We start from the raw sequence: 13418 nt of genomic DNA on the forward strand, positions 1-13418 counted from the left end.
CCAGTATCCCGTTGTCGCCACATCATACCACTATCCTTTCCTTTTGCGGTAAGATAAGTTCGGCGGTTATCTCATCAATCAAAGAGATAATTTTTTCTTCCGTGTCTGCTGAGATTTTGCCTTCGCATACCACACAAAGCTCATCTAATTTATCATTGAAAGAGAAGAATATTTCGGGTAAAACAGCTCTCGGCATATATCCCAAAGCTCGCTGCCTGAGATATTCTGATACAGAGAGACCGCACCTTTCAGCGTTATGCTCAATCATATTTTTCTCTTTTTCGCTGACACGGATAAACAGATTTTTATTTTTAACTTCGTTCATAACATCAGTCCTTTCTTTGATTTTTCAAGGGGTATTAGGGGTGCCCCCTAAAGTGAAATCGGCTCTCAAAGCCGATTGGGAGGGAAACTGTCAATACAGTTTCCCTGCTTGTTACAGCATACGACATCTCTGCTGTCTTTCCCGTGGGTGTTTTGCCGGTCTGCCTGAATGTCGTTTTTCTATTCCTGCCCCGGAGTCTCACCGCAGCGTTGTTTCGCTCTCTCTGCTCACACAAGAGGTCTTGGCAAAATCATATCCCATCCAGCCGGTCATTCAGTTGTAACCGGCTTTCGGGTAACAAAAAAAGCCGGCACACAAATGCGTACCGACTTACCGCCAAAAGGATAAACTTATCCCTTGCGGTAGTGGCTTCACATTCATGTAACCGGCTTTGAAATTCAAAGTCGAAACTGTCCTTTACGCTTTTCTTACTGCCGACAGTCCAAAGCAGTTTCAGAAGCGGCGGCATTTTCTCTTAGCATACCGCAGGCATTATCCGGCTCACAGCCGTCATCCCAAATCTGTGAAGAAAGATATTCAGTTGTCGCTCTCTTTTGATATTTTTTTATTATACACCACAGAACAAATGTTTGTCAATACTTCCTGAATAAGTTTTTGAATATTTTTCAAAAAAGCGGAGATACTATTTTGTTTTATGCCTTGCGTAGTGAAATGGAAACCGATTCACATTTTATAATGTCGTTAAAACCTCTAATTACAACATATAAGAATCGAAAATTAGAGGTTGAAAAAGCCTGATTTCAAGCCATTTCTAAAGCATAAACTTTGAGGGATAAGGTATAAACACCTTACCCCTCCATTTTGCATTTGAAAGCGTTACAGGATCATTTCCTCCATTTTACCCTAGCCGCATCAATGCGGCTATATTCGTTCCTTCATAATCTAATTTATTGCGACTAAGAAAGAAGATCGCAGAAAATATCCCTCCGATAAAATGATGTTTTCTACTCTTTCGCACCAAATATCCGGTTCAGTTCCTCCACGGCCGCCTCGTCTGCAAAAGCCAGAATATACTGGCCGGCACGAATAACGGTTTCACCATGGGGAATAAGCATCGCATCATCTTCATAAATAGCAATCAAGAGGGCGTGCGAAGGAAGTTTGATCTCAGCGATGGTTTTATTGACATTCGGAGAATGATAGTCGACATGGATACGGACAATCGAGTAGTCGCCTTTGGACAGCCGCATCAAGGTCATAATGGACTGATAGTTCATTTCATCTGCAATCATATGACCGATCATGTCGGCCTGATTGATCTTTACATCCACACCCATACCTGCATTAAAAAGCCATGCGTTTTTGGGATTATTAACTCTCGCAATTACCTTTGGCACATCGTATTCAAATTTTGCCATCATTGCCACGGCCAAATTAGTTTCATCATTGCCCGTAGTACAAACCAAGGCGTTACATCTGCGCACTCCGGCTTTTTCCAGCAACAGAGCGTCCGTTCCATCGCCTGTCAGGACATTTTCTTTTTTTAGGCCGTTTTTCTTTAATGCCTGAAGGGCCTTTTCTTTATTTTCAATGACGATAGCATTGTTTCCGTTTTCTATTAGCAATCCAGCGATATATCCTCCGACTTGGCCGCCGCCAACAATAATCACATTCATCGTACACCGCTCCTTTCCACTTTATAATTGCAACATATCCCTGGCCCGCTCCATGCAATCTGAACAAACCGACAAATACAAGATATCGTTATATTCGCAACACATATCTCTTTCCGGCACAAAGGATCGTCCATGACGTTCTACAGCAATCAGACTTATCTTTCCTGCCACATCAAACTCGGAATACTTTTTCCCCTCCAAGCTGGCAGGAATTCGTACCTTTACAAGCTGGACATCGTTTCCCAATTTGCGAATGACACGCCAGCTTCTGTTTCCTTCAAGGTATTCCATGACATTATCCAGTCCAAGGCGGGTAATGGATACTGTATATATCCCCATGGATTCAAACATTCTCGCCCGTATAGGGTCATACATACGAGCGATAACTGTGGGAACATGAAATACATTTTTCGCAATGTTAGCAACCACTGCATTCAGCGAATCGCTGCTGGTACAGCCAATCACTACATCCGCCGAAGCAATTCCCGCCTGTTCCAACACGTCTTTGTCATATCCGACTCCGCAGATTGTTCGTCCTGTAAATTCCTCGCTCAAAGCCAGGAATGTTTCCGGGCTATTATCTATGACGATGACATCATGGTTTTTTCGTGCCAAATATTCCGACACCCGGACACCAAATTTTCCACATCCTATAACTAATGCTTTCATTGCTTTCAACTCCTTTTCGCTCGGCGTACACGCAGTAATTTCTTTCTTGCTTCCTCAATGCCAAACACAATAAACGGGATACAAATTAAGTAAAGCCACTCAATCCAGGAAATCGGCGCCGTATTGAAAATTCCGCTCAAGAACGGAATATACATCAGCGCAAGCAGAATCACTACCTCTATCACTAAGCCGGCATTGATATAATGATTACTGAACAGCTTTCTTTTAAAGACCGATTCATAATCCGTTCGGTTGTTCATGGCCATTCCCATCTGTGCGAAGACCACACCGGCCAGCATCATCGTTGTGGCCTCGGCATAACCGTGCGTCCCCTCCGCAGCCAGTGGTATACCCGGCCAGCCGTTCAGGAAGTTGGCAAGGAAATAACCACCCACAGAAAAGAGTGTGCCAAGCAGTCCATACCAGATGAATCCGACTAAAACAACATTCTTATTGAGCAACCGCTCTTTGGTGGAGCGCGGCGGTTGCTGCATCACACTTGCTTCTGCATGCTCAGCGCCCAAGCCAAGCGCAGGCACCATATCCGTACCAATATCAATGGTCAGAATTTGAAGTACAGTTAGCGGCACGGGAATCATACCGCCGGAAAGCAGATATAAAGTGGGTGCTGCGGCTTCCGGCGTATTGCTGTCGAAAATATATCGAAGAAATTTCCGGATGTTATTGTAAACCGTTCTGCCTTCTTCAATCGCCCGGACAATCGTAGCAAAGTTGTCATCGCTCAGAATCATATCGGCAGCTTCCTTGGCGACATCCGTTCCGGTAATTCCCATGGCAATACCGATATCCGCCTTTTTCAGAGCGGGAGAGTCGTTCACGCCGTCGCCTGTTACTGCGACAATGTTGCCCATCTCCTGCAAAGCGCAGACAATGCGGTATTTTTGTTCGGGCGCCATGCGGGCAAAAACAACCTCGCCTTTTAGCACTTCCTTCAGCACAGTATCATCCATCTCGGCCAGTTCCACGCCCGATATTACCTTGGCATCAGGGCTCTGGATGATGCCAATTTTGCGGGCTATACTCTCGGCAGTCAATCCATAGTCACCGGTAATCATAATGATTTTGATACCCGCACTGCGGCACAGGCGAACCGCTTCTTTTACCTCACTGCGTGGCGGATCTTGCATCGCCACAAGCCCAAGAAAGGTTAAATTCTCTTCTACATTTTCAGGAGTATATTCACGAATCGATTCAGGAAGCGTTTCATCGTCTCTGCGTAACGGACGATAGGCCACTGCCAGGACACGCAAACCATCCCGGGCGTAAGTATCATTTGCCTGCATGATGCGCTGCCGGTCTTCCTCCTTCATCGGGCGGGAAGAAGAACCATCATAACAGCGTTGGCACAGTTCCATAACCTCTTTGGGAGCACCTTTTACAAATGCGATTCGATTGCTTCCTTCAAAAGGTTCTCTGAGCTGATGGATAGTTGTCATGCGCTTTCTGCGGGAATCAAAAGGCAGCTCCATGACACGCGGAAACGTCTGATTCAGTGTATCCAGGTCAATGCCGCCTTTTTGGGCAACAACGCCAAGACACGCCTCCGTCGGGTCGCCCAGCACCGTGTAGCGTTCTTTTCCCTCCTCCGGGGGAAGCAATTTGGCGTTAGAACACAACGCAGCGCCACTGAGCAAAAGCCTTAATGCGTTGCTGTTTTGCGCCGTTACTACAATATCGCCATCCCGAATTTCCCCTTGCGGGGCATATCCCTCTCCGCTTACCGTCATTTCTGCACGCAGGTTCCACAGGTGATTGACCGTCATTTCATTCTGCGTAAGGGTACCGGTTTTATCCGAACAGATGACATTGGTACATCCCAATGTTTCTACAGAAGACAATTTCTTGACCAGTGCGTGCTCTTTAGCCATTTTCTGTACCGCTAAAGCCAAAGATAGCGTTACCGCCGGCAACAGCCCTTCCGGGATAAATGCCACGATCATTCCCAGCGCAAAAAGAAATGATTCCATCCACGGGTCTTTTACTAAAAATACCGCAATCAGGAAAAAGATAAGGCCAATACTGAAAGCAATCAAGGCGATTTGTTTAGTCAGGACATTTAGTTCCTTTTGCAAAGGCGAAAGGCTTTTTTCTGTATTTTGCGTCAGGTTTGCAATTTTCCCAAATTCACTGTCCATACCGGTTGATACAACCAGCACACGGCAGGTACCCGCCGCCGCTGACGTGCCGGAAAACACCATGTTTTCCGCTTCCAAATAACTGCATTCCTGTTGTAAAGCATCGCTGCTTTTACGGATAGGATTGCTCTCTCCGGTAAGCGTTGACTGGTCGGCACGGAAATCATTGCTTTGAAGAATTCGGGCGTCGGCGCTGATGCGGTCGCCTTCTTCCAGAACCATAATGTCTCCGGGGACAATTTCTGTTGCCAGTATTTTTTTCTCTTCGCCATCCCGGATTACTCGAGCGTAAGCGGGCAGCATCTTTTGCAGGGCGTTGGTCGCCTTTTCCGCCTTAAATTCCTGAAAAAAGGAGAAAAGGCCATTGATCAGATTGACGCAGAAAATGGCAATCCCCAACTCTAATGCGCCGGAAAGTATTGCCATAACGCCGCCGGCCCACAAAAGCAATGCCATCAAGCTAGTAAAGTTTGCCAAAAACTTTTTCAGCATGCTGGTCTGCTTCTTTTGCGCTAATTCATTTTTTCCGTATTGTTCTAAGCGCTTGTCCGCTTCCTCTTGCGAGAGGCCCCGCATATTGGAACCCATCAGGTGACAGGCTTCCGCTGGACTTGTGAAAAGTATTTTTTCTTTTATGTCTGGAGTTTGGCTGTCCATATCGCTTTCACCATAATTCCCTTCATATTGTAAAAAAATGATTCCGGTAATTTGTCCGGAGCCTTGCTAATCAAGAAGACAAACATCCATAAATATAACGTGATCTTGTCGTTCCCAATAAAAAGTGCAATATAATATGGCTCTATTAGGAAATAAAAATACCAATTCTAATCTTTTTTAGTATAAAATCATGAGGAGAAAAAGTCAAGTTAATCCCTTAAGAATTCACAGTTTTTTTACTTTATATAATCCGTGACTTTGTCAAACAAAATCGGAAACACAATAAAGACATACGGCTGGATTTTCTTATCAATCATGTTTCCGGTAACTTTGTAGAAATGGTTTTATGGTGGATAAAAAGTTGTATGAAGCAGACGCCAGCAGAATTAGACCGCTATTTTAGTGCGGTCATTTGTCCAAAAATAATCACTTGGTTGACAATTTCTGTTGCACAAATTCGAATGTTATTTATCTGTCCAACCCACTCCATTTGATTTTCCGCCTTTAGCCGCTCGGTCACACCCTCGTGCTCTGCCATCTGCTTTACCAACCGAAGAAACATATTCTCTGCCCGCTCATCAATATCAACAAGATAGCTATTCAGTTTGCCGCTTGTGAGAAGATTAGCGTATGTAATCCTATGGCATTCTTTCAGATACCGTAAATGCCGTTGCCCCCATACTCCAATAGGTCTTGTTTCTTTTTCGGTGGGTAAGACGAGATTTGGCAAATAGCAATCGCCTTGCTGAGTATATGTGCCGCCCATCTGCTCAAATATTGTTTTTTCCATAACCTTAAACCTCCGCCATCTTTATCTTGAATTTCTTAATAGGTGCGTTGACTACTTTGATTAGAACATCATCTACTGCGTCCGTATATCTGTCTTGTGCAAGTAATTTGTTCCGCAGCGCATTAAGAGCATTTAGAATAATTCTCCGTTCACTTTCATCAATCGCTATGTAATATTTTTGATTTCGCATATCTGCTTACCTCCCTCGCCTACATTGTAGCAAGGAAGTTTTTGCTTGACGAATGTGCGATTTTATTTTTGAACATAAAGAAAGACAGCGTAAAAAGCATTTTTGCCTTCTACGCTGTCTCTTGCCTTTGCTATTGCCCGTAAAGTATATTTCAATGTTGTTTTAAATTACTGCCTTATGTGGCGTTAGCATTGGCCGTACCCTTTTTATTTATTTTCGCTGGTTGGTTTTAAATATCCTCAGAAGAAAGACAAACTATACCCTCTTTTCGGAGGGCCTGAACTGCTTCGTCATTGTCCTCTACCCGAAAGATCACATAAGCGGTTTTATCCTCCCGGCTTAAAAAGGCATACATATACTCCACGCTGATTTGAGCGTTGGAAAGAACCCGAAGCGCCTTGGAAAGTCCGCCTGGCTCATCTTCAATGGAGATGGCGATGACTTCGGTGATGGAAACGGTGAATCCCGCTTCCCGCAACACAATTTTGGCCCGGTCCGGATCGTCTACGATCAAACGCAGGATACCGAAGCTAGTGGTATCCGCAATGGATACCGCCCGGATATCTATCTGATTTTTGCCGAGGATTTCGGTGATCTGCACCAACCGACCCGACTTATTCTCAATAAACACGGATAGCTGTTTGACAACCACAAAGATCCCTCCCCACAAGGTATTTTCTTACCTTTATTATACCATACTCTGGCGGGATATGGTACCCGCTTTCCGGTAATTTTCCGCCAGCCTACTCCGCAAAGTGGGCCTTTCTGCCCAGGTCAAAAGCCTTGAGGTTGAGCTCCAGGAATTTCTGAGGTACACAGGCACGAACCGCATCCAGCCAGACCTGCTCATCAAAGTCCATGATGTTGGAAAGCGCGCCCATCAGCACCACATTGGCCGCTTTGGCATTGCCGACCTCCTTAGCCAGGCTGAGCGCATCCAGATCCAGGATATGGATGCCCTTATCTCTGATCTTCTTGACAATGTCCGCCGGATACTGGGCCGCTCCGGTGATCACCGGCATGGGATCAATCTGCTGGTCGCTGACAATGATCTTGCCGCCTTTTTTGAGATAGGAAACATACCGGGCCGCTTCCAGCACCTCAAAGGAGATGATGGCATCGGCCTCTCCCAACTCTACAATGGGAGAATAGACCTTACCCTCGGAATATTTGACATAGGTGACTACGCTGCCACCCCGCTGGCTCATGCCATGGACCTCCGACACCTTGACGTCATAGCCCTGGCTGAGCAGCACATTGCCTAAAATCCGGCTGGCCAGCAGGGAGCCCTGCCCGCCGACGCCGACAATCATAATGCTTTTGCTTTCACTCATGTTATTTCTCCTCCCCGCTCTGGATCGCATCAAAGGGACACAGGGATTTGCAGAGATTGCATCCCACACAAAGTGTCTCGTCGATGGAGGCTTTGCCGTCCTGGATGCTGATGGCCGGACATCCAATCTTCAGGCACATCTTGCAGCTTTTGCACTTATCTCTATCCACAATCAAGGGTTTTTCGTGCTTGACATATTTAAGCAGCGCGCAGGGACGGCGGGTGATGATGACCGACGGCTCCTCCGCGGCCAGTTCCTCTTTAATGACCCGCTCTGTTTCCTTCATGTCAAAGGGATCCACCACCCGGATTCTCTTAACACCGGCGGCCTCGCAGATTTTTTCAATGCTCACCTTTTCCACAATGTCCCCCTTTAGGGTCTTGCCGGTGGTGGGATTCTGCTGATGGCCGGTCATGCCGGTAATGGAGTTATCCATAACGATGACGGTGGAAACGCCCTCATTGTAGGTGATGTCGATCAGTCCGGTGATGCCGGAGTGCATAAAGGTGGAATCTCCGATGACCGCCACCGAATTTTTGGCGCTGTCGATGCCCCTGGCCTTGTTAAAACCGTGAAGCCCGGAGATGGAAGCGCCCATGCAAACGGTGGAATCCACCGCGAAGAGAGGCGCGGAAGCGCCTAGGGTGTAGCAGCCGATGTCGCCGCTGACCATGACGCCCAGTTTATGCAGCACATAGAATACCCCTCTGTGAGGACAGCCAGGACACATGACCGGCGGGCGGATAGGCACATCCTCTTCGAAGGTGTCGAAGGGATTTTCCTTCCCGAGCAGGACCTTGGCCACAATGCGCTGGGAAAGCTCCCCGATGAGAGGGAACACGTCCTTGCCGTGGCAGGAGATGCCCAGACATTTGACATGGGTCTCGATGATGGGATCCAGTTCTTCCGCCACATAGATGGTTTTATATTTTTTCACAAATTCCTCAATCAGTTTCACCGGCAGCGGGTTGACAAGTCCAAGCTTTAAGACGCCGGCTTTGTCCCCTACCGCTTCCTTGGTGTACTGATAGGAAATACCGGAGGTGATGATGCCGATATCGCTGTCCGCGTCTTCAACCCGGTTGAGTCCTGTGGTCTCAGCCAGTTCTTTCAGCGCCTGCATCCGCTCTTCTACCACTACATGGCGTTTTTTGGCATTGGCCGGCGCCATGACATATTTGGCCGGGTCCTTTTTATATTCTTTGAGCGGCACCTCTTCCCGCTCCAAAAGCTCCACAGCACTCTGGGAGTGGGAAATGCGGGTGGAAAGGCGGAAGAGCACCGGTGTGTCATATTTCTCAGAAATCTCATAGGCAGCCTTGACAAAGTCCTTGCACTCCTGGGAGTCGGCAGGTTCCACCATGGGGAGTTTTGCCGCGATGGCGTAATGGCGGGAATCCTGTTCGTTCTGGGAGGAATGCATGCCTGGGTCATCGGCGACCGCAATAATCAGCCCGCCGTTGACCCCTGTATAGGTAGAGGTAAACAACGGGTCCGCCGCCACATTGAGGCCCACATGCTTCATGGCGCAGAAGGATCTAGCGCCGCCGATGGAGGCGCCGATGGCAACCTCTGTGGCCACCTTTTCATTGGGCGCCCACTCGGCATAGACCTCCGGGTATGTAGCAACTGCTTCTGTAATTTCGGTACTGGGCGTACCGGGATAACTTGAGACGACGGTACAGCCGGACTCATAAAGTCCCCTGGCCACTGCGTCGTTTCCCAGCATTAACTGTTTCAATTTATTTTTCCTCCTTCGGTTGGTTTCTCAGATCAATGACACGCTTTGCCTTACCCGCAAAACGTTCCAGCTGCTTGGGCTGAACCAGGTTAACCTTGGCATCTAGTCCCAACACCGAGCGCAGCTTTTCCTTGATGGTGTGCTGTAGGTTCTCCAGCTCCGCAAAGCGCTCCAACAGGGTCTCGTCCACCAGCTCTACGTTGATTTCCAGCTTATCCATAAACCCTTCCCGGGTGACCACGATCTGATAGTTGGGGCTGATTCCCTTCATACCCACAATTACACTTTCAATCTGGGTGGGGAACACATTGACACCCCGGATTTTCAGCATATCATCGGTGCGGCCCATGACTTTTTCCATCCGGGCAAAGGTCCTGCCGCACTCACAGGGCTCGTAATTGATCCGGGTGATATCCTTGGTGCGGTAACGAAGCAGCGGGAAGGCCTCTTTTCCCAAGGTGGTGATAACAAGTTCACCGGTATCCCCCTTGGCCTTGGTCTCCCCTGTATGGGGATCGATGATCTCGGGCAGGAAGTAGTCCTCGTTGATGTGCAGCCCCTCCCGGCGCTCACATTCGCCGGAAACGCCAGGGCCCATCAGCTCGCTCATGCCGTAGTTATCGGTGGCGAAGATACCCCAGGCATCCTCGATGGCGTTGCGCATCTCCACCGTAGAGCCCTCAGACCCAAACAGGCCCAGGCGCATCTTGAAGTCCTCCTTTTTATAGCCCATATCCCGGGCCACCTCTGCCATATAGAGGGCATAGGAGGGGGTGCTGATGAGGGTGGTGGTTCCAAAGTCGTGCATCAGCATAATATTTTTTTCGGTGTTTCCTGAAGAGGTGGGCACTACGGTGGCGCCAATACGCTCCAGGCCATAATGCAGCCCCAACGCGCCGGTAAACAGGCCGTAGCCAAAAGCAACCTGGGCGATATCATCCTCTCTTCCGCCAGCTGCTACAATAAGCCGCGCCATTAGGTCGGACCACATATCAAGATCGTTTTTCGTGTAACCTACTACGGTGGGCTTGCCGGTAGTTCCAGAAGATGCGTGAATCCGCACCACCTTTTTCATAGGAACCGCAAAGAGCCCAAAGGGATAGTTGTCACGAATATCTTCCTTGGTGGTAAAGGGAATCCTCTCCACATCCTGAAGACATTTGATTTTATCAGGGGTAGCCCCCGCTTTTTCCAGCCGCTCATGATAAAACGGCACATTATCATAACAATATTTTACAATTCTTTGGAGCCGTTCTAATTGTATCTTTTCGATACTGGCTCTGTCCATGGTTTCCAAGTCCTTCTGCCAGAACACAGAATATCACTCCCCGTATCAATCAACATAAAATTTATTATACCGCAAAAATCCCAATAAAGCTATGGAATCTGCGCTATTTTTTCAAAAATCCGATTGTAGATCACATTTGTTCCCCTAACGCGCAAGGAGAGAGCGGCAATCTGCCGCTCTCTTCACTTGTCATATTCCAAAAGGAAAACCATTATTTTACAAAGTATGCCTTGTCGTAAAAGTGGCTGTTATCCTGTACCTTGCCCATCTTTGCCGCCACAAGACTGCCGATCCAACAGGCCAGAAAGGAAACCGCCATAGCCGCAACGCCGAAGATGGTAGCATAGGCAGAATTAAAGCCACTGAGCAACGCGAGTCCTAAGGAGACCACCGGCCCGGTGATCATACCGCACCAAGCGCCCGCCCGGTTCATGCCCTTCCAATAAAGGCCCAACATATATGGAGCTAAAAACGCGCCGGAGATGGTGCCCCAGGAAAAAGACATCAATGTTAAAATCGGCGTCTTAAATGAGGCGATCAGATAAGAGACAAGAATAAAGACCGCACAGAGAACCCGGGTTAAGGTCAGGGTTTTGGCCTTGTCTTCAGCAAATTTTGAGACCCGGTCAGCCACCAAATCCATAGAAATGGTGGAGCAGGAGGTCAGGGTAATGCCGGAAAGGGTGGATACGGAAGCTGAAACCACCAAAACCAATACAACCCCCAAAAGAATCACCGGCAAAGTCTGGGTTAAGATTTGCGGAACAATCAGGTCATAGTTGGCCTTTCCATCCAAGGTCGGAACCTCTGTGAAAAAGATCCGGGAAAGTGAACCGATATAATAGGCGCCGCCCGCGATAATCAGGGCAAACAAGGTGGAAATCACCGTTCCCTTTTTGACGCCGTCCTCGTTTTTGATGCCGTAAAACTTATGAACCATCTGCGGCATCCCCCAGCTTCCCACGCTGGTCAGCAGGATCAGACAGATCACCGAAAGCGCCGTCTGCGGGGTAAAGAGCACATCCGACTGGGCGCACATGCTTTCCCAGACCTTCGTTACGCCGCTGGCAAAGCCCCCTACCTGCTCGCTTTCACTGACAAAAAAGAGCATGGCCGCCACCCCTACCAGCATGATGATACCCTGGATAAAATCAGCCAGCAGTGTGGCAAAATATCCGCCCAGCACGAGATATATTCCCGAGACTACAGCAATGGCTGCCATGGCAATCTGATAGGGCACATGGAGTACGCTCTCGCACAGATAGCTCAGCCCTGAATAGACGCTGGCGGAGTAGGGGGTCATAAAGATAAAGACAATGATCGCCGCGTAAAGCTTCATATTCCGGGAAAAATAGCGTTTTTCAAAGAACTGGGGCATGCTCTTGATTTTGAGCCGCCGAGTGACCTCCCGGGTCCGGTTGGCCAGCACCTTCCAGGCCAACCAGGAGCCCAGGATCGCATTTCCAATGCCGATGAGGATGGCAAACAGCCCATAGTCGAAGCCAGAACGGCCTGCATATCCGATAAAGATTACCGCTGAAAAATAGGTAGTTCCAAAGCCAAAGGCCGAAAACCATGGCCCCGCGCTTCGGGATCCTACTACAAACCCGGTCAGCGTATCCGCTTTTTTAAAGCTGATAAAGCCGGTTGCTGCCATCAAAACCACATAGATGGCCAGTATAACCCATACTGTCATATATCTTTCTCTCCTTTTATCCCGGCGGCCTCTTCCGCTCCTCTCTATTGCTTTAACGCGTCTATCCATTAAAGCATCCTGTGACAGTATATCGCTTTAACTCGCAAAAGTCAACAAAAAAGCAGGGAAACTTCCCTGCTTTGACGTAAAAAAACTTTTCACTTTTTCAGTAAGATTATCTAAAAAATCGAGATGTTCCAAGGGATGGGCATAAAAATCCTGCTACATTCCGGTGAGGTGCTCGATGAGGATCTTAACGCCGATGAGAACCAGAACAATCCCGCCGAAAATTTCTGCTTTCTGCTTGAGAGCGCCTCCCAGCTTTCTCCCGATGATGCCGCCGATCAGACAGCAGACAAAGGTCACCGTTCCAATAAAGGTGACCGACAGGATCAGATTGACCCGCATGAGAGCTAGGCTGATTCCCACTGCCAGGGCGTCAATACTGGTGGCGATAGATTGCAGCAGTAAAGTTTTCACCGTCAGTATCTTACCCGTGGGACATGAGTCCTCCTGGGGATTTCGCAACTCAGCGATGGCCTCTACCACCATTTTACCTCCAATAAAGCCCAGCAGAATAAACGCGATCCAGTGATCCACCGATTCAATGAGGCCGCTGAAGGTGGAACCCAGAGCATAGCCGATCAGGGGCATCAGTGCCTGAAAAATCCCGTAAGAAAGGGCCATCCAAACCACCATAGGGCCTTTCAGGTTCTTGTAACAAAGGCCGTTGGAGATGGAAACCGCAAACGCGTCCATGGATAGCCCTAGCGCCAGTAAAAACAATGTAAGAAGACTCAATGGACATCCCTCTTCCTGTGATTCTTTAGGTAGCGTCGAAATATTAAGATTATAGAGGATAATTCTGCCTATGTCAAAGGTTTTCCAGGAAAACATCTATTTTCTTATACGCTATCCATTATTTTTGTCTCAAC

General features: G+C 48.1%; 13 protein-coding genes. 1 reads left to right on the forward strand and 12 read right to left on the reverse strand.

The window, feature by feature from the left end; genetic code table 11:
* Window positions 1-22 precede the first annotated feature (22 nt).
* The 4 genes from WGC32_RS00505 to WGC32_RS00520 all read right to left on the reverse strand — a co-directional run bounded on the left by WGC32_RS00505 (window position 23) and on the right by WGC32_RS00520 (window position 5375).
* Entirely contained in the window at window positions 23-325 is a 303-nt protein-coding gene (locus tag WGC32_RS00505; protein ID WP_177940577.1) for a plasmid mobilization protein, read from the reverse strand.
* A 965-nt stretch (window positions 326-1290) separates the two neighbouring features.
* A complete protein-coding gene (locus WGC32_RS00510) occupies window positions 1291-1962 on the reverse strand; it encodes an NAD-binding protein (RefSeq protein WP_177940576.1) in 672 nt (223 codons plus the stop codon).
* Window positions 1963-1983: 21 nt separating this feature from the next.
* Entirely contained in the window at window positions 1984-2631 is a 648-nt protein-coding gene (locus WGC32_RS00515; protein ID WP_342680310.1) for a potassium channel family protein, read from the reverse strand.
* A gap of 5 nt (window positions 2632-2636) precedes the next feature.
* Window positions 2637-5375, reverse strand: coding sequence for a cation-translocating P-type ATPase (locus tag WGC32_RS00520; RefSeq protein WP_342680311.1), 2739 nt, complete (start codon window positions 5373-5375; stop codon window positions 2637-2639).
* A 317-nt stretch (window positions 5376-5692) separates the two neighbouring features.
* Between WGC32_RS00520 and WGC32_RS00525 the strand changes: the two genes are divergently transcribed.
* The gene (locus tag WGC32_RS00525) at window positions 5693-5938 is read left to right on the forward strand and encodes a TetR-like C-terminal domain-containing protein (RefSeq protein WP_342680489.1); all 246 of its coding nucleotides are present in this window, start codon (window positions 5693-5695) and stop codon (window positions 5936-5938) included.
* Here the strand turns inward: WGC32_RS00525 and WGC32_RS00530 are convergent.
* The 8 genes from WGC32_RS00530 to WGC32_RS00565 form a co-directional block, all read right to left on the reverse strand.
* Window positions 5839-6234 carry a TnpV protein gene (locus WGC32_RS00530; RefSeq protein WP_177940573.1) on the reverse strand — a complete coding sequence of 132 codons (396 nt, stop codon included), beginning with the start codon at window positions 6232-6234 and terminating at the stop codon, window positions 5839-5841. The two genes, WGC32_RS00525 and WGC32_RS00530, sit on opposite strands and share 100 nt — an antisense overlap.
* 4 nt (window positions 6235-6238) lie before the next feature.
* Window positions 6239-6424: a hypothetical protein gene (locus tag WGC32_RS00535; RefSeq protein WP_342680312.1), complete on the reverse strand. Its 186-nt coding sequence runs from the start codon at window positions 6422-6424 to the stop codon at window positions 6239-6241.
* Window positions 6425-6653: 229 nt separating this feature from the next.
* Entirely contained in the window at window positions 6654-7076 is a 423-nt protein-coding gene (locus WGC32_RS00540) for an ACT domain-containing protein (RefSeq protein WP_342680313.1), read from the reverse strand.
* Window positions 7077-7167: 91 nt separating this feature from the next.
* A complete protein-coding gene (locus tag WGC32_RS00545; RefSeq protein ID WP_342680314.1) occupies window positions 7168-7758 on the reverse strand; it encodes an indolepyruvate oxidoreductase subunit beta in 591 nt (196 codons plus the stop codon).
* 1 nt (window position 7759) lies between these two features.
* A complete protein-coding gene (iorA, locus tag WGC32_RS00550) occupies window positions 7760-9499 on the reverse strand; it encodes an indolepyruvate ferredoxin oxidoreductase subunit alpha (protein ID WP_342680315.1) in 1740 nt (579 codons plus the stop codon).
* Between the two features lies 1 nt (window position 9500).
* A complete protein-coding gene (locus tag WGC32_RS00555) occupies window positions 9501-10814 on the reverse strand; it encodes a phenylacetate--CoA ligase family protein (protein ID WP_462933605.1) in 1314 nt (437 codons plus the stop codon).
* A 184-nt stretch (window positions 10815-10998) separates the two neighbouring features.
* Window positions 10999-12483, reverse strand: coding sequence for a sodium:solute symporter family protein (locus tag WGC32_RS00560; protein WP_342680316.1), 1485 nt, complete (start codon window positions 12481-12483; stop codon window positions 10999-11001).
* Between the two features lie 222 nt (window positions 12484-12705).
* Window positions 12706-13284, reverse strand: coding sequence for a manganese efflux pump MntP (locus WGC32_RS00565; protein ID WP_342680317.1), 579 nt, complete (start codon window positions 13282-13284; stop codon window positions 12706-12708).
* Window positions 13285-13418: the final 134 nt, after the last annotated feature.

This window comes from Zongyangia acetica, from assembly GCF_038739695.1.
GTDB classification, from domain to species: domain Bacteria; phylum Bacillota; class Clostridia; order Oscillospirales; family Ruminococcaceae; genus Zongyangia; species Zongyangia gallinarum.